The 22,361-nt window shown below is 40.5% G+C and carries 19 protein-coding genes and 1 riboswitch; of the genes, 16 read left to right on the plus strand and 3 right to left on the minus strand.

The features are described 5' to 3' along the window. Nucleotides 1-216: 216 nt before the first annotated feature. Nucleotides 217-1,698 carry a Na+/H+ antiporter NhaC family protein gene (locus V1502_RS08405; protein ID WP_409253905.1) on the plus strand — a complete coding sequence of 494 codons (1,482 nt, stop codon included), beginning with the start codon at nucleotides 217-219 and terminating at the stop codon, nucleotides 1,696-1,698. A 315-nt stretch (nucleotides 1,699-2,013) separates the two neighbouring features. On the opposite strand, the gene V1502_RS08410 is transcribed toward V1502_RS08405, so the two are convergent. Next, nucleotides 2,014-3,306 (minus strand): NCS2 family permease, encoded by a 1,293-nt coding sequence (locus V1502_RS08410; protein WP_409253906.1) that lies wholly within the window; start codon nucleotides 3,304-3,306, stop codon nucleotides 2,014-2,016. 100 nt (nucleotides 3,307-3,406) lie between these two features. Then, a riboswitch (purine riboswitch) is annotated at nucleotides 3,407-3,507 on the minus strand. 531 nt (nucleotides 3,508-4,038) lie between these two features. Here V1502_RS08410 and V1502_RS08415 point away from each other — a divergent pair. The 6 genes from V1502_RS08415 (at nucleotide 4,039) to V1502_RS08440 (ending at nucleotide 12,531) form a co-directional block, all read left to right on the plus strand. Further along, complete coding sequence (locus V1502_RS08415) at nucleotides 4,039-4,776, plus strand: TIGR02206 family membrane protein (protein WP_409253907.1); 738 nt, start codon at nucleotides 4,039-4,041, stop codon at nucleotides 4,774-4,776. Between the two features lie 75 nt (nucleotides 4,777-4,851). After that, entirely contained in the window at nucleotides 4,852-5,154 is a 303-nt protein-coding gene (locus V1502_RS08420) for an EthD family reductase (protein ID WP_409253908.1), read from the plus strand. A gap of 946 nt (nucleotides 5,155-6,100) precedes the next feature. Then, a complete protein-coding gene (locus V1502_RS08425) occupies nucleotides 6,101-6,637 on the plus strand; it encodes an RNA polymerase sigma factor (RefSeq protein WP_409253909.1) in 537 nt (178 codons plus the stop codon). Continuing rightward, nucleotides 6,618-7,799 carry a DL-endopeptidase inhibitor IseA family protein gene (locus V1502_RS08430; RefSeq protein WP_409253910.1) on the plus strand — a complete coding sequence of 394 codons (1,182 nt, stop codon included), beginning with the start codon at nucleotides 6,618-6,620 and terminating at the stop codon, nucleotides 7,797-7,799. The genes V1502_RS08425 and V1502_RS08430 overlap by 20 nt, the downstream gene beginning before the upstream one ends. Nucleotides 7,800-8,500: 701 nt before the next feature. Next, a complete protein-coding gene (locus V1502_RS08435) occupies nucleotides 8,501-10,510 on the plus strand; it encodes a putative bifunctional diguanylate cyclase/phosphodiesterase (protein ID WP_409253911.1) in 2,010 nt (669 codons plus the stop codon). Between the two features lie 326 nt (nucleotides 10,511-10,836). Next, nucleotides 10,837-12,531 (plus strand): M3 family oligoendopeptidase, encoded by a 1,695-nt coding sequence (locus V1502_RS08440; protein ID WP_409253912.1) that lies wholly within the window; start codon nucleotides 10,837-10,839, stop codon nucleotides 12,529-12,531. Nucleotides 12,532-12,778: 247 nt separating this feature from the next. Here V1502_RS08440 and V1502_RS08445 read toward each other — a convergent pair whose 3' ends face one another. After that, nucleotides 12,779-13,006, minus strand: a complete 228-nt coding sequence (locus V1502_RS08445; RefSeq protein ID WP_409253913.1) for a hypothetical protein — start codon at nucleotides 13,004-13,006, stop codon at nucleotides 12,779-12,781. A gap of 128 nt (nucleotides 13,007-13,134) precedes the next feature. On the opposite strand from V1502_RS08445, the gene V1502_RS08450 reads away from it, so the two are divergent. The 3 genes from V1502_RS08450 (at nucleotide 13,135) to V1502_RS08460 (ending at nucleotide 16,039) form a co-directional block, all read left to right on the plus strand. Continuing rightward, complete coding sequence (locus tag V1502_RS08450) at nucleotides 13,135-13,449, plus strand: hypothetical protein (protein ID WP_409253914.1); 315 nt, start codon at nucleotides 13,135-13,137, stop codon at nucleotides 13,447-13,449. A 253-nt stretch (nucleotides 13,450-13,702) separates the two neighbouring features. Then, nucleotides 13,703-14,776, plus strand: coding sequence for a 23S rRNA (adenine(2503)-C(2))-methyltransferase RlmN (rlmN, locus tag V1502_RS08455; RefSeq protein ID WP_409253915.1), 1,074 nt, complete (start codon nucleotides 13,703-13,705; stop codon nucleotides 14,774-14,776). A 567-nt stretch (nucleotides 14,777-15,343) separates the two neighbouring features. Beyond that, on the plus strand, nucleotides 15,344-16,039 hold the full coding sequence (locus tag V1502_RS08460) for an aspartate/glutamate racemase family protein (protein ID WP_409253916.1): 696 nt from the start codon (nucleotides 15,344-15,346) through the stop codon (nucleotides 16,037-16,039). 70 nt (nucleotides 16,040-16,109) lie between these two features. Here V1502_RS08460 and V1502_RS08465 read toward each other — a convergent pair whose 3' ends face one another. Continuing rightward, nucleotides 16,110-16,715, minus strand: coding sequence for a peroxiredoxin (locus V1502_RS08465; protein WP_409253917.1), 606 nt, complete (start codon nucleotides 16,713-16,715; stop codon nucleotides 16,110-16,112). A gap of 399 nt (nucleotides 16,716-17,114) precedes the next feature. Between V1502_RS08465 and V1502_RS08470 the strand changes: the two genes are divergently transcribed. From V1502_RS08470 to V1502_RS08495, 6 genes are all read left to right on the plus strand, one after another. Continuing rightward, nucleotides 17,115-17,294 carry a hypothetical protein gene (locus tag V1502_RS08470; protein ID WP_409254309.1) on the plus strand — a complete coding sequence of 60 codons (180 nt, stop codon included), beginning with the start codon at nucleotides 17,115-17,117 and terminating at the stop codon, nucleotides 17,292-17,294. After that, nucleotides 17,257-17,655 carry a hypothetical protein gene (locus tag V1502_RS08475; RefSeq protein ID WP_409253918.1) on the plus strand — a complete coding sequence of 133 codons (399 nt, stop codon included), beginning with the start codon at nucleotides 17,257-17,259 and terminating at the stop codon, nucleotides 17,653-17,655. Before V1502_RS08470 ends, V1502_RS08475 begins: the two co-directional genes overlap by 38 nt. A gap of 75 nt (nucleotides 17,656-17,730) precedes the next feature. Then, on the plus strand, nucleotides 17,731-19,575 hold the full coding sequence (locus V1502_RS08480; RefSeq protein WP_409253919.1) for an LTA synthase family protein: 1,845 nt from the start codon (nucleotides 17,731-17,733) through the stop codon (nucleotides 19,573-19,575). Nucleotides 19,576-20,163: 588 nt separating this feature from the next. Next, entirely contained in the window at nucleotides 20,164-20,796 is a 633-nt protein-coding gene (locus tag V1502_RS08485; protein WP_409253920.1) for a LysE family transporter, read from the plus strand. 352 nt (nucleotides 20,797-21,148) lie between these two features. Then, complete coding sequence (locus tag V1502_RS08490; protein ID WP_409253921.1) at nucleotides 21,149-21,907, plus strand: STAS domain-containing protein; 759 nt, start codon at nucleotides 21,149-21,151, stop codon at nucleotides 21,905-21,907. Between the two features lie 171 nt (nucleotides 21,908-22,078). Then, a complete protein-coding gene (locus V1502_RS08495) occupies nucleotides 22,079-22,279 on the plus strand; it encodes a cold-shock protein (protein ID WP_409253922.1) in 201 nt (66 codons plus the stop codon). Nucleotides 22,280-22,361: the final 82 nt, after the last annotated feature.

Below are 22,361 nucleotides of genomic sequence, written 5' to 3' on the forward strand. Positions count from 1 at the left end.
ATGGTTTAGTTAGTTTACATTATGTAAGGACATTAGAAAGCGTGGCAGGATATTAAATGAGTAAGAAAAAGTTATTTGAGTATCATTTTTTTGATGTGAGATACCTTATTTTATTACCTGCTAAAGTCCTAAATTGTTATCTTGTTACTAATAACATTTTCAAAAAATTTTAGAAAATGATAAACTAGTACCAACTACAACATTGGGGGGGACCTTATGGATAAGAGACAAAGAGAAGAAGTTATTGATGAAGCAATTGGAGAAAAGTCCATTGAACGGCTGGAGTTCAGGGGCGGAGTATTTGCCGCCACTATTCCACTTGTGTTCTTTATTATCTGGGCAATTTCACTAAGTGTGGCCGAACTCGTAACAGAGGAAGCGCTTGTTCTGGGAATGGTCATAGGAATTGCGATAGGGTTATTTTTCTGTAAATCAAAATGGTCTGATTATGCCCAAAGTTTATTTTCTGGCATGGCACAGCCGATTGGGGTAATAGCTGTAATCGCCTGGTTCTGGGCAGGTATGTTCGCTAAGCTGCTGTCTGCAGGCGGACTTGTTGATGGATTGATTTGGTTTGGGTTTCAAACCAATCTGGAAGGCGGGCTATTCGTCGGATTGACCTTCCTGCTTGCTGCATTGTTCTCAACAGCTGTCGGAACCGGATATGGTACCGTTGCAACGTTTGGTATCCTTATGTATCCTGCAGGAATAATTTTAGGTGCAGATCCGGTAGTCCTGCTTGCTGCGATTCTGAGTGGAGCTGTATTTGGAGACAACCTTGCGCCCGTTTCTGATACGACGATCGTTTCAGCTACAACACAGGATGCTGATGTGCCGGGAGTCGTTCGTTCCCGTTTTAAGTATTCCATCGCTGCAGCCATTCCGGCATTGATCTTATTTGTTCTTGTTGGCGGAGGTGGAGAAACTGGAAGCACGGAGGCCATGGTCCAGCTGCAGGAGCAAGTATCACCAAATGGGCTGCTTTTGCTCATTCCTTTTGCGCTTGTTTTGTATTTGGCGCTGTCAGGGCATCATTTGCTGACTTCCCTTACTTGGGGAATCGTAGCTTCCATCGCCTTTATTTTCCTTTCTGGCACACCTATTACAGAAGTCATTCATATTTACAAGAATGATGCAGGAACTGCGGTGGTGGAAGGAGCCTTGATGAGCGGGATCGGCGGCTATTTTAACATGGCTATCCTGATATTATTTATTTTGGCTGCTGCCCATCTGATGGAAGTTGCAGGCACAATGGAAGTCATCAAAAACTTCTTCCTTAAACTGATTAATAACGTTGTCCGAAGAGCTGAACTTTCTATCTTTGGAATTGTGGCATTCTTGAACATTTTTATTACAATTAATACTGCAGCAGAAATTGCCGCTGCGCCATTTGTTCGTAAGATTGGTAAAGAAATGAATATCCATCCTTACCGAAGAGCGAATCTCCTGGACACGGTTTCCTCTTCACTCGGATATATCTTCCCTTGGAGCGGGGGTGTCCTGCTTGCTTGGGCTACAATAAAAGGGGCAGCTGATGAGTATGATTTTCTGCCGGTTGTCAGTCCGACCGAGGTATTCCCATTTGTGTTCCAGGGCTGGGGCTTGCTCATTGTCATGCTGATAGCCGCATGGACCGGCTGGGGACTGCGATACAGCGGAAAAAATGGAGAAGAAATTAAACCAAAAGATTACAAATAATACAGCAAAAAGAGGTGCCGTGGCGTAATGCCGGCACCTCTTAGTATTATGGCGGATTAACACAGTAACGCGTCACCGCGCTGAGAGGGACAGTCCCTCTTAGTGCGGGGACGCGTTAAAGTTCTTTAGACAAAGCGGTTTTCGTTTAGATTGTTGCTATTGGAAAAAATCCCAAGGGCCGGATTTTTCCCTTGGGTACAAAGGCTTTTCTCTCTGGAAGGGATGAATAGCTCTTTTTTTCTAGCTGACCAAGATAATTCCGGCCATATCTCTTGAACTTAATAGTAAATAGCAACAAAGTTTTAGAAAAGAACCTTAAACAAACAAGAAGTAGGAAGTGAACAGGATGCAGAGAGCATACATGATCGGATGCACTTCTTTAAATCGTTTTTGAGAAATCAAGGCTAAAGGATAAAGAATGAATCCTAGTGCAATACCAGTAGCAATGCTGAATGTCAGAGGCATCATTAAGATTGTGATGAACGATGGGACCACAATCTCCATTCTGCTCCAGTTGATCTTACTCATTTCCGTTGCCATAAGCGCACCTACAATGATCAACGCTGGGGCTGTAACTTCGGGAGTGATGACTCCTAAAATCGGTGAGAAAAACAAAGCTATGAAGAAACATGCTGAAATCACAATCGATGTGAATCCTGTCCTTCCTCCTACAGCAATGCCTGCTGAAGATTCTACAAAGGATGCAGTGGTTGACGTACCTAAAACGGCTCCGACCACACCAGAAGTGGAATCTGCAAGCAAAGCCCGGCCTGCATTTGGGATTTTGTTGTTTTTCATTAAACCGGCTTGGCTCGCTACAGCGATTAAAGCACCCGCTGTATCAAAGAAAGCCACAAATAAAAAGGTGAATATTACTGTCAGGACCTGCGGAGTAAAGATATCTCCAAGGTGGTGGAATACCACTCCGAAAGTCGGTTGGAGGCTCGGCACTTTTCCGACAATCGAATCCGGGATGCCAATTAATCCAAAGATCATACCAATGATGGTGGTCACGACCATTCCAATAAAAATGGCCCCATGAATGCCACGTACAAGCATCAATACCGTTATGACAAATCCTGCGACAGCAAGTCCCGTTAAGGGCGAAGCCAGTTTTCCAATTGATACGAATGTATCAGGATTGGCTATGATGATACCTGCATTTTTTAAACCGATGAAAGCAATAAAAAAACCGATTCCAGCAGCGATGGCATGTTTCAAATCCTGTGGAATGACATTTATGATTTTTTCCCGTATTTTCAGCAAGCTTAAGACCATAAAGATTATTCCTGCAACAAATACACCAGTAAGGGCGACTTGCCAATCAATGCCCATGCCGATACATACAGAGAAAGTAAAGAAAGAATTCAATCCCATACTCGGTGCAATGCCGATAGGGTAATTCGCCAATAATCCGATGAGAAGCGTCCCGGCAATGGCTGACAGGGCCGTTGCGGTAAATAGAGCTCCTTTATCCATCCCGGATTGACTTAAAATAATCGGGTTGACGACCAATATATAAGCCATTGATAAGAATGTTGTAATACCTGCAAGTGTTTCCTGCTTATAGGATGTTGCTCGTTCTTCGAATTGAAAGAACTTTTTCATGATGATTGCCCCCTGTTTCCTTATATAAAAATACAATAAAAAAGCCCTGGCAGTAATCAGCAGCCAGAGCGATATCTATAAGAATAGAAATAATCAAAAGTATAATCATCACTATCCTTGTAGACAAGCTATTTATGGTAGCTGGTAGAAACGTTCAGGCCCTATTCCTGAACTTATACAAGGTTATTATTCAAATATAATAGTAGACATCTTAACAGCAGAAAAACAAAGCGTCAATAGACAATGAAATAGTCATTCTAATTAAATAATTCTAGGGTCATAGGATAGCTTTCGTACATTAACGCGCTAAGAGGGACAGTCCCTCTTAGCGCGTTAATGCATGAAAGCGTTCTAATGATGGAGCTTAGTGGATGTATAATGAGCAGGGGTTTGGAAGTTTAAAATTGTAGCAGGTGAACAAAATGTTTTCCCATTTTAGAAGAAAAAGATGAGAATAATTTCTATTCGTGGATTTTGAAGGATGCTAATTTATACCTAATAGAATACAATATGACAAGGAAGGTTTATGTCCTGAACAGCCGGTTATCATGAATAATATGCAAAATGTTTAAATAGACTATCAGTAGGAAAAATAGAAAAAGCTCACCATTCCAGCGGGTGAGCTTTTTAGTGGACATAATATCGTTACAATAAACATTAAAGATAATGCTTCAACACGTTAAAGCGCGAAAAGGGACAGTCCCTCTTAGTGCTTTAACGTGATAAAGGAGAGTGACAGAGTTGAAGGAAGTATTGAATTTTGATAGGGAGAGATATCCGTTTGAAATGTTTTCGCCGGGTCACCTGCTGGCAGTCGGAGCTTCTATACTGATCCTTATCCTTTTCTATCTTGCAAGAAACAGGATCAGAGATGACTGGAAAGAGTCGGTCAGGTACATACTCATTGGACTTCTAATCTTTGGCGAAGTTTCATTTCAATATTGGTATTATATTAATGAGAGATGGGACTTGACGGTCAATCTGCCTTTCCAGCTCTGTTCCTTATCATTATATTTATGTGCAATCATGCTGCTTACAAAAAGTTATCGGATTTTTGAAGTGAGCTTCTTTGTCAGCATGACAGGTGCTTTTGTTGCGATTCTTACACCCGAATTATTTTTTGGATTCCCTCATTTCCGATTCTTCCAATTCTTTCTGGCCCATATAGCCATTGTGCTGTCCTGTTTGTATATGGTCTGGGTAGAGGGATACAGAGCGACTTACACATCTGTTTTTAAATCACTGGCAGCATTGAACATCCTTGCCTTCTTGGTTTTTTTAGTGAATATCACGTTAGGTGCAAACTACATGTTTCTCCGTCATAAGCCTGTCAATGCAAGCCCAATTGACTTTCTCGGACCTTATCCCTGGTATATCTTTTCGCTGGAGGCTGTGGCGTTCATACTATTCTCCCTCTTATATTTGCCATTTCATTACTCAAGAAAAAAGAACTTCACAAGGCAGTACTAAAAGACTACTTGCCAAAATAGTATAAAAGGGAGGATTCAACTGGGGTCCCTACGGTTAATAAGGAGGAATAAAAAAATGCCAAAAGTAATTGTGATGTATGAACACCCTAAAGATAAGGAAGGGTTTGACCACTACTATTTCAATCAGCACACTCCGCTGGTTGATAAAGTCCCGCATGTGGGATCCGCTTCTGTTCAAAAAGTCCTTAACACCCAGAATACAGATCTGCAGCTATATATTGTGACAGAAATCGTTTTTGAAGATAAAGCAGGCATGAAAGCAGCCTTTACCTCTTCAGAATGGCAGGAAGTAACGAATGATGTGCCTAACCTTCTTCCATTCTTAGAAAAGCCGCCAATCATTGCAGTGGTGGATTAACTAGAAAATCTTTTCTTTCGTATAGAAAGAAAAGATTTTTTATTTTACTGAAAGTTTAGATAAAACTTGTATAATAAAAGCAGGACTGAAAATTTTTAGGGACGGACATGAAAGAATGGAAACGCTCTGCAGCAATTTGTATAAATGATTACATAAAAGTTCTTGTCGGTAAAGGATATAACGCAGACAGTTGGAGTGTTCCATCGTGAGGCAGTGAATCAGGAGAGTCACCCGAAGAGTGCTGCATCCGTGAAGTGAAAGAAGAACGCTGTGTTCGTATAGATTGTTGCTATCGTAAAAATCTAAAGGGCCGGATTTTTCCCTCGGGTACAAGGGCTTATCTAACGGAACAGGATGAATGGCTCTCTTCTTTCTTGTTTACCAGGATAAATTCTGTGAAATATGGCTATTGCTCTTGAATTTCATAGTGACTAGCAAGAGATTTTTAGAAAAGAGCCAAGAAGAAACAGGCTGCAATGTAAGGATTATAAAAAAATGCAGGTAAAAAAAAACAGTGATTCAGGGAATTAACGTGACTACCCACTACTTTCAAACCGAAAACAGGCGGGGAAATAGGAGTCAACGATCCTGACCTAAACATCGAGAAAGCCTGCTGGAAATCGGTAGCGGAGTTTGAGAGTCTTCCGCAACTGTATCCTGAAGATTTGTCACTCATAAAAAAAGTTGCATGCTCAATTTAACGCAGATACATAATTTTAAAGGGAGCCGATGTGACTGGCTTCTTTTTTTATGGAGTCTCCGATTAATCTAAATACAGCCCTAATAAGGATTGTACACATGGTAGTCACCTCTAATAGACTGCACCACTTTATGTATTAAAAGCAGCGTACAAACCAACTAGAAAAAATTTTATGTTTTTTTCAACAAATTGAAACCATTTATAAGAGAGATACGACTAATGTGTAAGTCAAAGGGGGGGAAGGGATTGAAAGAGACACAATTGCATGATCTATATGAAATGCATTTTCAGGATGTTTATCACTATCTGTTATATTTTACTAACAGTCAGTCAGAAGCTGAAGACTTGACTCAAGATACATTTATTAAGGCATTTAAAAGTTATGGACAATTTGAGCAACGATCTTCGGTCAAAACATGGATCCTGTCCATTGCCAGAAGGACAGCAGTAGACCATTATCGAAAAAGAAAAATGATCTCCATTTTGCCCGACATCATCTCACATTTAGGAAAAAGCAATGAGGGAAACCCGGAAACCGAATTGGACCATACCAATGATTGGGAGACACTGCAAAAAGCTTTGTCTACATTGAAACCGGACTTTCGGAGTGTCGTTATTCTGAGGGGCTTGAGAGAATATTCCGTAAAAGAAACAGCGGAGATTTTAAATTGGAAAGAATCAAAAGTGAAAGTGGACTTTCATCGTGCTATTAAACTGCTGAAGAACAAGCTGTCTAAATCCAGTGAAGGAGTGGTGATTTTCAATGAACAAAAGAGAGGTTGACCAGCTTCTGGAACCTTTGAAAAATCGTCCTGACTTAAATCCGCGTGCGGAATTTAAACAGGAACTGCGAAATAAACTTTTAGAAAACCGATTTGAAACCAACAAAAGAAAACTTCTTCATTGGATCCCCAACCTTGTTGCAGCAGCGTTATTATTCGGTGGAATTTATATTGGAACGGACCTCCTTATTTCCGATAAAACTCAAGATGGTGTCTCACCTGCAGAAAATATGGATCCTCCAATATCTGAAACCATCCCAGAAATCACTGAAGAAGAAGCGAGGGAGTTGATTGGTACTGCATTCTCCCATTATTCAGTCGTTGTAAATGGCGGCGGCCCTGAAACGGGGGAGGTTTTTCAGCATGACGGCAAGGAGTACCGGTACATGGGTGAAGATTTTCTGACAGAAAAGGCAGTTCAGCTCTATCTTCAAGAAAAGTACACAGAAAGAGCTGCTTCAAAAATCTATAATGAAATTCCTTTCAAGGTAGTGGACGAAAAACTTGCTCAGCCCAATAAATATGTAACTGGTAATTTACTGTGGGGTGACGGGGAAGTTAAAATGTTCACGAAAGATGGAAAAAACACCAGACTGGCGGAGTATATAGTGCCTGTCGAAAACAGTGATCAATCTCAACTTTTTGAGTTGACTCTTCAATATGAAAACGGGTGGAAGCTGGATGAGCAGTTACCTTTCTCTTTTGGAGATAATACGGAGGGGTCTTCACAATCCAAAGCCGCTGCGAGGACCTCTGTAGAAGAATTTACCTTGACCGATATAGAACAAGAGGCCTATGACAAATTCGTGTTGGATTTTGATGAAGAGCACCTGAGGAATCTGGGCCCGGTAAGTGTCGCTAAACTTTATGTTCATGCCGAACTGGAGAACAATCCGGAAGCAGAGTACGCGCTGTACACAGACAAGGAAGGATACGTTCGATGGACGAAAGAAGAACATTTAGAGTTCGAAAACAACAGTGAAGAATACTCAAGAGAAGAGATTCTGGAAGCTTTTAATGGCATACAGGATGGAGAATTCTTAGAAAGAGAAGACGGGAAGTCTGGTTACATTAAATTTTATACCGCTAATGGAATGATGGGCTTTAGAATGATGAAAGACGATGATGGCATTTGGAATGTTTCATTTATGCCCATTCAATAAAAGCAGGGAAGACCGGTCAATTACACAGACCGGTCTTTTTGCATGCAAGTCGTAAAGGTTAGAGGTCAATGAGATACAGAGGCAGATGGGGTCCTGGTCTGTATAAGTGGCTGGTGGGGCATTGAGCTCCAAAAGACCTAGCTGTTGATCCATGAATATGAGAAACAACCCAAAGAGAATCAGGAAAAGGGGCGAAAAGCCGGTAAGGTGTTAATGAGATCTATCCCTTAAAGCCAGGCTCGAATCAAATGAGGATTAAAAAAGAGAAGTGTTGGCTGGCAACCCGGACAAATTTCTGTAACTAAACCCACCAAACCCACATAAATCGACACCTCCCCTATTAATTTAAAAATAATTCTGTAGATAAAAGAAGAATATGGTAAAATGAAAAAGAATTCTGAAATATTTAAAAGCATTATAAGAAGTTCTTGCAGTAGTCTCAGATGAGATAAAAGTAGCTCTTGACAGAAAGAGTAATGGCAGTAGAAGCACAATAAAATGAGCTCTATCAATTTCTCTTAAGAAAACTGATAAAAATATACTCTTGGAGGCATTCGAAGGGTGTAGAGAGTTCATTAATTTGAAAAAAAGGGCTTGTAGAGTAAAATAAACTTTCACTATAATAGATAGGAATATATACCTATCTATTAATAGCATCATCCATAAATTTTATGTAGGGTTGTTTGGAAGGGGTCGAATGAGTGAGCACCGAGAATATATATATACTAATTTCCATATTAGTGATCAGTGCTTCTGTTTATGGATTATTGAAGTACAGTATCCTCTTTCGGGACAATAAGGCTGTCGGGATTAATTCCTTGGCAGCTTCTGCAGTCATTTGGTTTGTTATCGCCCTTTTGACATTTGAACATGGACTATATGTTCAGATTCAATTGCAGGACAGCTGGTATACAATCATGAGTCTGTTTGTGTTTACAATATTGGCGTTCTGTCTGGTTTTCTATAATCTAAAAAATATCGAACAAGCCAAGAATTCAGTGGGATATTTTATCAGCAGTGCTATTTCAGGTGTTTTCCTGATTGCCATTCAGTGTAACTATTATTTAGAACTTACGAGCTTTAATACATATATATTCAACAATACCTTGCTTTTTGCGGTATTACATACAGTGATAACTTTATTTTTACTTACAAGGATTTTGCAGCAGATCAGGTTTGACCAGCTTCATGCCCCTGATAAAGTCCGGAATGTTTCGCTGATTGTGATCTCGCTGATTTGCGGACACTCTCTCTTCGGGGCCCTATTGACAGTCACTGAAGCATTTCGCATTACGGTCAATAATGATATGTTCAATATTGAATATATCAGTGTCATCCTCCTGTTCGTCCTTACTGTCAGCAAAGGGGAAAGACAGTACCTGGATGAAAGAGAAACACTCAATTACATGGCCTATCATGATTCTCTTACAGGGTTGAAGAATCGTTCTTATGTACAGGAAGCATTAGCTAAAAAGACGGCCGACAACCAAGCCTTTTATCTATTACTCCTCGACCTGGATTATTTTAAGCATATCAATGATACTCATGGGCATTTCATTGGAGATGAAGTCCTGAAACAAGTGGCAGCATTTATTAAAAGCAAACTCGGCCCTAAAGATATAGCAGGGAGATTGGGCGGGGATGAATTTATCATCATTTATCACAAAGACAGTAATCCAAACTCTGTAGAAGACTTTTGTTCCACTCTATTGGATTATTTTTCAACGCCGCTCATAATTGATGGCCGGCAAATGACCGTTACCGCTTCTATAGGGGTTTCTGCTTTTCCTGAAAATGCCATCACAACTGGCGAGTTACTAATCAAGGCAGATATCAGTATGTATAAGACGAAGGGAGACGGACGCAATTCATTTACCCTATTTAACGAGCAGCTTGAGCAGCGGTTCAGGAAGGAAATTACTCTCCAGGCAGATTTAAGTAAAGCTTTGTTGAACGAGGAGTTTGAAGTGCACTATCAGCCCGTGGTCAGTCTGAAAGAGAAGAAGGTGATCGGGTTTGAGGCCTTATTAAGATGGCATCATCCCGAGAGAGGGATGATTGGTCCAGGGGAGTTCATACATATCGCGGAAGAAACAGGGGTGATTGTTCCAATTGGCGAATGGGTAGTAAAGGAAGCTTGCCGGCAGGTTCAAGAATGGAATCAAATGCTGGATAAAAGATACAGTGTTGCCATCAACCTCTCGCTGAAACAATTTTCAAAGAAAGATATTTTTGAAATTCTTTCAGGGATCATAAAAGAAACCGGAATGCCACTTTCCCTTGTGACCATTGAAATAACAGAATCAATGGCGATGACCAATACCCAGCATACCCTCTCAACTTTGAAGAAATTCAGAGAGAGTGGATTAGGGATTTCTATTGATGACTTCGGAACAGGATACAGTTCACTCAGTTACCTGAAAGACTTTTCCATCCAAACGATAAAAATTGATCGTTCATTTATTAAGAGTGTCAATGACAGTGGAAAAGACGATGCCATTGTCAAGGCAATCCTGTCAATTGCAGGGAATCTAGGGCTTGAAGTGGTCGCAGAAGGAGTGGAACTGCCTCAACAGGAACTCTTCCTCCTTAGCCAGCACTGCAATTATGCCCAAGGCTATCACTATAGTAAGCCATTGAACAGCCGCGACTTACTTAGTTACTTAGAGAAAAACAACAGGGAACATTCTGTTGAGCCAGTTCTTATGTAAGCGAATCGACAAAAAAGAGGAGATTTTATGGATAGAGAATGAAGGTTCTGCAGATTTCCGGCATTATAGACGGATCGGCTGCTGCTGCGAAAGTGATATTAAGGATATTTAGAGTATGGATCAGATTTACAATGACTCTCGAGGGAATCATTAGAAAAAGCTTATTAATGAAAGGGAAGCATCAAGACCTAAAAATATCTTCATCAGAAGAATACAATAATCAATGATGATAGTAAGTCCGATTCCTTCGGGCTTTTTTTATTTTCAGAATATTATGTTGTGTTTAGGAGTAATTTATATTACTGTATAAAGTAAGGGGTGATCGTATGATTAAACAAAAGAAGAATACCGAAAGTCAATTTTGTTTTAGTGATTTTAGTCAAAAATTTGAAGGGCTGCTTAGAGAATTTTCTCAAACAGAGGAACTGGAAGATCTCAATCGTTTATTAAGAAAATTGAATAATCTGCGTTTTGACTTTGAAACAGCTAAAAATTCTTATACGTTGCAGCATGTGCAAAATCATTATGATGAAAAAGCAGAGAAGGAATACAATGACTTAGTTTCCATGGACCCTGAATATCAGAAACTGGTTCAGAACTATTACAAGTCTCTTTTATGTTCGCCCAAAAAAGAAGAGCTTCAAAAACACTGGGGAAAACAGTTGTTCAGACTTGCTCAGGCTAAGGTTCATTCCTATGATGAAAGTATTAAGGAAGACATTCAACTGGAAAACCGGCTTATGGGGGAGTATGGAAAACTGTTAGGGACAGCGGAGGCCGAATACAAGGGGTCCAAGATAGGCTTATCATCCCTGGCTAAATATATGGCGAGCAGCGACCGAGTAACGAGACAGTCAGCGTATGAAGCGCGGGCCATGTTTTTTGCTGAAAATGAAGAAAAATTTGATGACATACTGCATCAGTTGATCATAGTAAGAACACGTATATCCCGAAAACTGGGAAGGGAGAATTTCGTTTCCCTTGGTTACGAGAGGATGAATCGGACAGACTTGTCTCCGTTTGACTTGAAAAGGTATCGGCAGCAAGTCAAGAAGCATGGTGTGGATTTTGTGTCTTCTTTAAGAGAGATGCAAAAAAATAGGTTGGGGGTTGGGGAGTTAAAATTCTACGATGATAAAATAATGGACGCTGAAGGACCTCCTTCTTTAAAAGTCGATACAAAACAGATCCTTGATGAAATGAAAGTGGTATTTGAAAAACTTTCTACTGAGACAGACAAGTTTTTCAAATCACTCATGGAAAAAGGAAATTATGATGTTCTCCCCCGTACAGGAAAGAGTGGAGGCGGCTATGCGACTTATCTCGGAAATGATAAAGATCCGTTCATCTTTGCCAACCTTTCCGGTGTGGCAAATGATGTCAGCCTTTTCACTCATGAGATGGGTCACGCATTTCAATTTTACATGAGCAGGAACTGGAATTGCCCGGAGTATATCATCCCGGTGGATGCGGCTGAAATTTTCTCTTTCGCAATGGAACGGCTTACATTGCCTTGGATGGATGCTTTTTTTGGGGAAGATACAATGAAGTACAAGTTCTCTCATTTAATTGAGGCTTTCATGTATATGCCCCTGGCAAGCGCCGTTGATGAATTTGAACATTTCCTTTATGAGCATCCTGAGGCTACAAAAAGAGAGAGGAAAGAAAAGTGGAGAGAGCTGGAAGAATCTTATCAGCCTGAAATAGATTATGACGGAAATGAGTATCTTGAGGCTGGATGCGGTTTTCATGGGATAGCCCATATTTACTTCAATCCATTCTATTTCATAGACTATGATATAGCCCATATCCTGGCTGTTCAACTATGGGATTTAGCGCGCCGGAATCCCAAACAGGCATGGAAATCTTATTTGGAGATGTGTAAAGCAGGGGGAAGTCGCTCCTTGAAGGAACATATAAATGCTGCGGGTTTAAAATCCCCTTTTGAAGAGGATTCATTATCTGAGGTTTTTTCTTCCATTGAAAAGTGGCTTTACCAACACGGCTTCCACAATAAATAGTAGATAACTCTGACTGAGCTATAAAGGAGGCCTCTTTGCGGGCAATATGAATATTTGAACAATCACGTACTAGATGAAAGCATCATTGGGTTTGAAATTAAATCTGTTATCCATTCAGGGGTCGAGCCAATAGGGGGTATCCAGCAGCTGGCGGGCCCGGACAGACACAAACTGTCGGAAGAGGGCGCCGCTGCTGAGGGATTAACTAATACACTTGACCTCATTAAAAAACCTGTAAACCATTCCTCTATAAAATCTCGGTTTTATCTTTGGGGCGCTCCAATTTCATGCGTTCAAGCTCCAACTTCATCTTCTCTGTTTCAATGACGAAGTTTTCATGCTTAAGTTTTTCAAGTTCAAGTTCATCTTTAAGAATGGACTGCTTGTACTTTTGACTTTTCTGGAAATGGTCTGTCACAATGGCTATAATCGGAATAGAGAAGATCATGACAACAGTTACGATGGCTATCAGCATAATAACGCTCCTTTGCGTAGGTGTTTTCAGATGTATCTCACCATAGTTAAGTCTTATTCTAACGAACTAAACAGATAATTTTCTCCGTCTGGAGGCGGAGCTCTCATCATCAAAAGGAGGAATTCACTATGAAGAACCTACCGGCAAAGATTCTGATTGGTCTTATTGTGGTGTCGGGTATTGGATATTATATTGGAAACTACACCATGATTCACAAAGAAAAGATAAAATCCGCTGTGATCAGTCATAAAGAAGAATCAGACAGCAAGTTCTACATAACCGTGGAGGGCAAAAAGCTATTAATGAAAGATGAAAATTTATGGAACGTCGTTGATGAACATACACCCTATGATATTGAATACGAATGGTATGGGGAAAAAGTTCCATATGTTACACATATTTTTGTTCATGGGGAAGGTCATTCAAGCGAAGGAGCACATTAACCCGGTTAACCATTCTAGTTAACCGGGTTTTACTCCAAGAATGATAAAGGGAAAATGGAGATATCCTGATGGGTGAACAGGATACATGTAACGTCTCCGTGCAGTTCTAAGCTTTGTGGTAGATGATAGCGACAATTTTATCTTTGGATGAATTATATTTTTCTTTTCATTATAAATGGGTTGCGACATTGGCATACTTTAAGTAGTATAGAAAAGTAGAAAAAGGCTAGACATTTCGAAATGAGGTTTTACAATGGAAAAAGTTTCAATATATGGTTTAACTATAGATCAGCTAACGTCCTGGGTTATTGAGAAAGGCGAAAAGAAATTCCGTGCTTCTCAAATTTGGGACTGGTTGTATAAAAAACGTGTAACCAACTTTGAAGATATGAAGAATATCGGGGCGAACTGTATCGCTTTGCTCGAAGAACATTTTTATATGGGTACACTTAAAGAAGAGATCAAACAGGAGTCTAAAGACGGTACAATCAAGTTTCTGTTCAAACTTCAGGATGGCAATTTGATTGAGACAGTACTCATGAAGTTTAATTATGGGTATTCTGTTTGTGTAACTACGCAGGTTGGCTGTAACATCGGCTGTTCTTTCTGTGCCAGCGGATTGCTGAGGAAGAACCGCGATTTATCCAGCGGCGAAATCGTTGAACAGATCATGAATGTCCAGCACCATCTGGATTCCAAAGGAAATGACGAAAGGGTCAGTCATATTGTCGTAATGGGAATCGGTGAGCCGTTTGATAATTACGATAACCTTATGGACTTCCTTCGTGTTGTAAATGACCAGAAAGGCCTATCCATTGGTGCAAGGCATATCACTGTTTCGACGAGCGGTCTTGCCAATCGTATTTATGATTGGGCAGATGAAAATATCCAAGTAAACCTGGCTGTATCTCTTCATGCGCCTAATAATGAGCTCCGCACTCAGATCATGAAGATTAATAAAGCTTATCCGCTTGAAAAGCTTATGCCAGCTATTGAGTATTATCTTGAAAAAACTAACCGCAGGATTACGTTTGAATACATTCTGTTAAAAGATGTTAATGATCATAAAGAAGAAGCACTACAGCTTGCAAAACTTCTAAAAAATAAAAAACACTTATCATATGTGAATTTAATTCCTTATAATCCAGTGGATGAACATGGACAATATCAGCGAAGCACAAAGGAAGCGATCGTTGAATTCTATGGTACGCTGCTCGATCAAGGAATTAACTGCGGTGTCCGCACCGAACATGGAACGGATATCGACGCTGCTTGCGGTCAGCTGCGAAGCAAACAAATCCAAAAAGATAAAGAGAAGGTTCGATAAAAATCTTTCTTATATAGAGAGTCGGCATGCTGTGAAGCGGCCGGCTTTTTTCTTTTGATTTTTTAAATGCCCCCGCGCACCGGCCAAGCAGTCCTTCATTGGGTTCGGCACCCGAAATGACACCCCGCGCGCCGGCCGCGCAGTCCTTAATTGGATGCTGCACCACGAAATGACACCCCGCGCGTCGCCCGCGCAGTCCTTCATTGGGTTCGGCACCCCGAAATGACACCCCGCGCGCAGGCCGCGCAGTCCTTCATTGGGTTCGGCACCCCGAAATGACACCCCGCGCGTCGCCCGCGCAGTCCTTCATTGGGTTCGGCACCCCGAAATGACACCCCGCGGGCCGCCCGCGCAGTCCTTCATTGGATTCGGCACCCCGAAATGACACCCCGCGCGTCGCCAACGCCTAAATATCATTTCAGCAAACACACCGCCATAAGCCTCAACAAATAAAAAATCATTAACAAGAGACTAATCCAACCCTCTCAATCCCTAAAAAACCCCTAAAAATGGTAAAATGCTTTATAATGTCCCTATATAGAAAGAAAGTAATAGAGGTGAATGATAGTGAAAATGATCGGGATGATCGGCGGGATGAGCTGGGAGTCTTCAGCGGAATATTACAGATTTATCAATCAACAGGTCAAGAACCAAATGGGTGGGCTGCATTCAGCAAAATGTATGCTCTACAGTGTAGACTTTGAAGAAATTCAGCGTTTTCAATCTAATGGAGAGTGGGTGAAGGCTGGAAATGTATTAGGAGATGCGGCACATTCTTTAGAAACTGCAGGAGCGGATTTTATTATTCTGTGCACAAATACGATGCACAAAGTGATTGAACAGATTTCTGAACGTGTCAGTATCCCTGTTCTTCATATTGCAGACGCCGCAGCCGTGCCTATCGTAGCAAAAGGAATTAAATCAGTCGGACTGCTGGGAACAAAGTACACAATGGAGCAGGATTTTTATAAAGAAAGGCTTAGATTAAAAGGAATCCATGTCATTATCCCTGATGCCTGCGAAAGAGAAAGAGTGAACTCCATCATATTCGAAGAGCTTTGTGTCGGCAGGATAGAAGAAGGATCTCGAGAATATATGAAAAGAATCATCAACTCATTGCAGAGAAGAGGAGCGGAAGGAATAGTCCTTGGCTGTACAGAGATAGGCCTACTAATAAAGGAAAAGGATTCCCAAATCCCTGTTTTTGATACAGCGTTCATTCATGCAGAAGAGGCTGTAAAAAAAGCGTTGAAAGACGATTAAGACCTGGTGCGGGTATGGCAGCCAAAAATACAATTGCACACCTGCACCTTAATCTTGTACATATCCTCAATTAAATTTTCCCGAAGTGGTTTGGGTGCCTCGCAATACCCGGATTTCCAGGAGTCCAATTGGCAGGCATAACCTCTCCTGTTTCAAGGCTGTATTGAAGTCCTTGAAGAATTCTCAGAATCTCGTAGACATTTCGGCCGACCTCTAAAGGATTGACCAGTTTGGAAACGATGAAGCCTTCAGGATCGATAATGATGGTGGCTCTCAGTGCTGCTCCAGTTTTTTCATTAAGGACCCCGTACGCTCTGGAAATTTCATGAGTTCGGTCACTGACAAGCGGATAATTTACCGCTTTTAAAGACGGAGAGACCTCAGTAAATACTTTATGGGCATAAACACTGTCTGTGCTGATCGCGAGCACTTCAGCGTTTAAAGATTGAAATCCGGGGTAAATAGCAGCGACCGCTGCCAGCTCAGTCGGTCACACAAAAGTGAAATCACTTCCATAAAAAAACAGGACAACCCACTTTCCCCGCAATTCATCTAATGTGATGGTCCTGATTGATTTATCGGCATTAAAAAAAGCTTCTGCCGAAAATGAGACAGCTGGGTCGGAAGTCTGTGCACAGTAGGGCTCATTGACCGGGGCGTTTGCTTTATAATCCATCTCCTCACCTCTTTTCTGTAGATAAGAAAGTATATTCATTCCTCAGGCAGAATAGTAAAAACGTTATACGGGCAAATAAAGCTAAATTGAAAAAAAACAGGAACCCATTAGAAGGGGAGACCAAGAGTAGTACTGGGTAATTTGTAAAAAAATGAAACTTTTTAATGGCAGGATTCGTTATCTTACATAGAGTCTCATTTTGTAAACTCAGATGAATGATCGTGAAAACTATTGGATGTGTATATGCTATTCGCTGTTTGTCTCCTGTCCTATGGATTGGGAGGCTTGAATGGTGTTTACTACTTGACAGAGTATTATATAAAAGATGACATTTGACGTTGTCATAGTGGGAATGACGGTGCTAAAAATACCGGACGGGTAATTGGGAAAAAGGATTTCATCCTCACGGTTCTTATCGACGTGACAAAAGTGATGGCTGGAATGGCGGCCAGTTTTTTTATTACTGAAAATGATCCAGTTGCTATGGCCTTGTGCGCTGGCGAGTTTTGTAAGTGGAAGAGAACGGGGAGCTTATCGTGGATTGGCAATCTTTATTCATCGCGACGAAGTGGAGCCTGACCCTTCCATTCCACGTTTTTTTGATTTAGGAAGGTACGACCAGAATAACAGCATACCATACACACATTCTTTCAATCTGGTGGCCGCACTCCACTCGGCTTTGAAGAACTTAGATGTGAACAGAGGTTTATATCTTTGTAAAGAAGTGAAAAGGATTCTTACCAGAAGAGGGATTGAATTTCTAGGAGATGACTCTTATACACCTGGAATCATTCCTATTCCTCTGCACAAGGATGCTTCATCAAAAGAGTTTGGCGACAATCTTAAAAGTAAAAATATTATAGTAAGCTATGAAAGTGACTTAACTATTGAAAATAAATTAGGTGCAGGTGGCATTGATGGGCGAATATCAAAGAAATGAAGTGATGAAGGCAATGGATATTTTAATAGAAGAATACAATACAATCAAATTAAGAGCAGCAGTCGTAAAAAGAAGATGAAAAAGATAGACTTTTCTCTAAACATCACTTCACTTAGACTTGTCTTCATCACTGTTATTGCTGTATGGATCAAAACAGTTTTTGTCTTGTTCCTAGGGTTTGATCTAAAGGTCGTTTCCGCATATGAGATACCTGTTATTTTGTTTAGCCCGGCCGGGTCCTTGATTCTACTGTTTGGGATCAGTTTCTTGTTTTCCCAATCTTTTAAGCCGTCACTCTTCTGGATAGTCTGGATGGTTGCAAACGCTCTATTGTACGGCGATTTACTGTATTATCGTTTTTATACTGATTTTGTAACCCTGCCGATCCTTTTTCAGTTTGATAATGTAGGGGGCCTTGGACCAAGTACACTTGAGCTGATGAGTCCATGGGATATCCTGCTCTTAATAGATCTCATTATTATTGCCTGGCTTTTAAGAAAAAGGTCGAACAAGGAAACAGAGATCGGTACAAAACAAAAAGTTCGGTATGCTTCAACCGGATTCTTGTTGGTAGCCTTGACAGTCGGTCTCGGGTTAATCCGGTCTCCCTTCCTGTTTTCGGCCTCATATGACCGTGACGGACTGGTCAAAGCTCTAGGACCTTACAATTATCATCTTTTTGACTTTGCATTGGGAGCAGTAACCCCCCTTAATCGGACGTTAGCATCTAAAACGGATGCTCTGCCTTCGGAAGACTATCTTAAAAATAAAAAAGGCCATCCAACCGACCTTTTTGGAATAGCCAAAGGAAAAAATGTCATATTGATCAGCATGGAGTCCACTCAGAATTTTGTTATCAACCGAGAGATAGATGGAGAAGAGATTACCCCGTTTTTAAATGAATTGATAGAAGACAGCTTTTATTTCAGTAATATTTATGATCAAACAGCACAGGGAAAAACCTCTGATTCTGAATTTATGATAGATACAGGTCTATATCCGCTTGCAAGCGGTTCGGTGTTTGTTCAGAAACCTGAAAACACATATTACAGTCTCCCGCACATCCTGAAGGAAGAAGAATACTACACTTCCGTTTTTCATGGCAATGAAAGAACATTTTGGAATCGGGAGAATATGTACAAGTCTCTTGGCTATGATCATTTTTATTCTGAGAGGGATTATAATGTGACCGAGGATAACTCGGTCAACTATGGAATTAAGGATATTGATTTCTTTAAACAGACAGCAAGGAAATTGGAAAACTTGCCCCAGCCTTTCTATACCAGACTGATTACCCTGACCAACCATTTTCCGTTCCTTTTGGATGAAAAGGATAAATTGATCGATGAGGCCGAGACGAAAGTGGATGTCGTCAATCGATATGTCACTACTGTTCGTTACCAGGATGAAGCGATTAAGAAATTATTCGAGGATCTTAAGAAAAAGGGACTGTATGAAGACACAATGTTTGTCCTCTATGGTGATCACTACGGGATCTCTGAAAAGTTTGAAGAAGGCGTATTTGAAATGACGGGCCTTGAAGCATCTCCATTCAACCATGTTGAACTGCAGCAGGTTCCTTTAATCATTCACATTCCTGGGACAAAAGGTGAGGTAATCAGCAAAATTGGCGGAGAAATTGACATCCGCCCAACCATTCTTCACTTATTGGGTATCCAGACTGAAAATAAACTATCTTTCGGACACGTTCTCTTTACTAGAAATGATGAGCACCCTGTCATTTTCCGAGACGGGAGCTTTGTCACACATGACGTAACTTTCAATGATGGAGTGTGTTACGATAATTCAAGCGGGCAAATGTCACCTTCAATGTGTATGCCTTTTAAAGAAACGGTAAGGAAAGAGTTAGAGTTGTCTGATGATATTATTTATGGTGACCTTTTAAGATTCCTTAAATGACATGAGCCTTTTGCATAAGAGCAAAAGGCTTTTTCTGTAGAAAATTTAGTTAAGCGGTCAGCTATAGATAAAGTTACAAACAGCCTTAAACGCAGGAGGGTTAAAAAGGCAATGAAAACAGCTTCCTTAGTCGCATAGTGATTCGACGTTAACCTTAAGCTATATCTAAAAATGAAAAGCTGTTTTCTTAAAGATTGTTGTGATCGGGAAAATCCAAAGGGCCGGATTTTTCCTTTGGATATAAGGGCTTTTCTCTCTGAAAAGGGGGAAAAGCTCTTTTCTTTCCTGCTGACCAAATTAATTTCTGTAAATTCTGGCCCTGCCTCTTGAACTTAATAGTAAATAGCAACTAAGTATGAGAAAAGAGCCTAATGAAAAAAAGGTAGGTGACTGGCCGCGCATGTACCCCCATTTAATCCAGTAATAGGTTTGCCGTCCATTTTGCCAATAAGTTGAGAAACTTAAGAGCATTCTATGGAAAGGCGGACCAAGTTATCGCGGAGCTCTAATATAAATAGAATTTTTCTTCTAATCTCTCTTTCGAAAACATAAACTGTACAAGCTGTTTTTGTAAAGGTGGAGAGAGCTTTGAGTATCAGCATTCTTTTAAGTTATATTTTGTTGGGCCTTACTCTGGCAGCACCAATAGGTCCAGTAAATTCAGCTAGACTGGATAAAGGAATCAAAAATGGTTTCTGGCATGCGTGGGTTGTAGGAGCAGGGTCGATGATGGCAGATGCAATATTGATGCTTTTAGTCTATATAGGGATGGTTCAATTTTTGGATATCCCGGCCGTGCAAGTATTTTTGTGGCTATTCGGAGGTTTTGTCTTAATTTATTCAGGGATTGAAAGTATGGTCAGTATCAAATCCTTTTCAATTGAAACGGCAAGAAAGAGAGATTCCTTGGGCAAGTGTTTTCTAACAGGCTTTATCATGTCCATCTCAAGTCCGCTTTCGATTCTTTTCTGGCTGGGTATCTATGGGTCCGTGTTGGCGAAGACGGCATCTGAAAATGGAACGGGCGATCTTCTGATTTATAGCAGTATGATATTTCTTGGATTGACACTTTGGGACATTTTTGTGGCAATGCTGACGACTTCATTACGAAGATATTTTAACTCGCATATCCTGTTAATCATTTCAATATTGTCTGGCATCTCCTTAATTGGGTTTGGGGTTTATTTTGGGTATCAGGGGATTTTATCTTTATTCGGATAGGGCCTTTTTTACAACTTTGTTGTTATCTCCTATGAAGTTCAAGAGATATGATCAGAATTCACCAGAATGATCCTGGTAAGCAAGAAAGAAAAGAGCAATTCATCCTGTTCAGAGAGGAAAACCCCTGTAGCCTAGGGGAAAATCAGGCCCTATTTTTTAGAGCAACAATCCTTACAAAAAAACCTTCATGTAAAGGTGGGGGAGGATGTCAAGCTGTTCAGCCTTAAGTGTGTAATTTTAATGTATACACTAGGATGGTGAACATCGCTTTATAACTCAGATTTTTTACTAATAGAGTAAATTTTTCAACTATTGTATAATAAGGGTAATCTGAAAGTAAGGGTGAAAGAATATGCAACCAGTCGGAAAATTACCTGATAAACTCTCTCTGTTAAATGCCTTAAATAGTATAGGAGAAAACATCATTATTGCAGACTTAGAGTATAATGTTACTTGGATGAACAGTTTTGCCGCCAAGTTGATGACTGATCTGGCACCATTATTCGGATTGGAAAGTGCGAAGGATATGATCGGGCTGAATATGGGCTTTTTTCACAGGTCACCCGCCTACCAATTGAAAATCATGAAGGAGCTTACAGAAGTACATAAAGCAAGAATAACCATCAAAGAAAAATTTGCAGCAGATATAGTCATTACTCCAATAAAAAATCAGATGAAGAAAATCGATGGTTACGTTGTCATGTTGATGGATGTTACAACAAAGGCAAAAGAGGACCAGGAAAAGGAAAGATTGATAAAGTCTTTATCAGTACCTATCATAAAGGTCTGGGAAAGAACCATTGCATTGCCGTTAATCGGACACTTTGATAATGACCGGGCAGAAAGAATGATCGCTTCGGTCCTGCATGAATGTGCTGCAGGTAAGATTGAGTATGTCGTGGTGGACTTGAGCGGAATTTATGAGTTTGACATGAATATTAAATTTTATATCCAAAAGCTATGCGACTGTCTAACCCTTATTGGGGCACAGTGTGTGATTGCAGGCATCACACCTGAGTTTGCTAAAGCTGCTGGAGAATTATCCGGCAAAACTCCTATTTTCAGCAATGCTCATGCAGGTCTTAAGTATGTAATCGATAAGATTAACTAATTTTTTCAATTAGTAGGATGGTTTTGCTTTCAAATCTTCCGGTAACCTGTTATGATTGTAATGAATTATTTTTGTTCGGCATGTAAGGAAGGGATGAAATCGATCATTCTGAATACCGCTGAGAGCAAGGATAGTATTAATATGTGTGAAACGCACTAGGAGGCAACAATAATGGAAAAAGGTACAGTAAAATGGTTTAACGCAGAAAAAGGCTTCGGTTTCATCGAAGTTGAAGGTGGAGAAGATGTATTTGTTCATTTCTCAGCTATTCAAGGTGAAGGTTTCAAATCTCTTGACGAAGGTCAAACAGTAACATTCGACATCGAGCAAGGTCAACGCGGACCTCAAGCTGCAAACGTTGTTAAAGCGTAAGCAGAATACTTTTTGAAGTACTTAAAGCCGGCAGAGCATCTGCCGGCTTTTTTTTATATTCTTATGAGTATGAATAAAAATC

Source organism: Rossellomorea sedimentorum (assembly GCF_046237645.1).
Classification (GTDB): Bacteria; Bacillota; Bacilli; order Bacillales; family Bacillaceae_B; genus Rossellomorea; species Rossellomorea sedimentorum.

Bases quoted from the DNA above. Each gene is read 5' to 3' on its own strand.
- rlmN (WP_409253915.1), top strand. From the start codon at position 13,703: ATGGAAAAAGTTTCAATATATGGTTTAACTATAGATCAGCTAACGTCC.
- V1502_RS08440 (WP_409253912.1), top strand. From the start codon at position 10,837: ATGATTAAACAAAAGAAGAATACCGAAAGTCAATTTTGTTTTAGTGAT.
- V1502_RS08450 (WP_409253914.1), top strand. From the start codon at position 13,135: ATGAAGAACCTACCGGCAAAGATTCTGATTGGTCTTATTGTGGTGTCG.
- V1502_RS08430 (WP_409253910.1), top strand. From the start codon at position 6,618: ATGAACAAAAGAGAGGTTGACCAGCTTCTGGAACCTTTGAAAAATCGT.
- V1502_RS08410 (WP_409253906.1), bottom strand. From the start codon at position 3,306: ATGAAAAAGTTCTTTCAATTCGAAGAACGAGCAACATCCTATAAGCAG.
- V1502_RS08405 (WP_409253905.1), top strand. From the start codon at position 217: ATGGATAAGAGACAAAGAGAAGAAGTTATTGATGAAGCAATTGGAGAA.
- V1502_RS08420 (WP_409253908.1), top strand. From the start codon at position 4,852: ATGCCAAAAGTAATTGTGATGTATGAACACCCTAAAGATAAGGAAGGG.
- V1502_RS08445 (WP_409253913.1), bottom strand. From the start codon at position 13,006: ATGCTGATAGCCATCGTAACTGTTGTCATGATCTTCTCTATTCCGATT.
- V1502_RS08480 (WP_409253919.1), top strand. From the start codon at position 17,731: ATGAAAAAGATAGACTTTTCTCTAAACATCACTTCACTTAGACTTGTC.
- V1502_RS08495 (WP_409253922.1), top strand. From the start codon at position 22,079: ATGGAAAAAGGTACAGTAAAATGGTTTAACGCAGAAAAAGGCTTCGGT.
- V1502_RS08490 (WP_409253921.1), top strand. From the start codon at position 21,149: ATGCAACCAGTCGGAAAATTACCTGATAAACTCTCTCTGTTAAATGCC.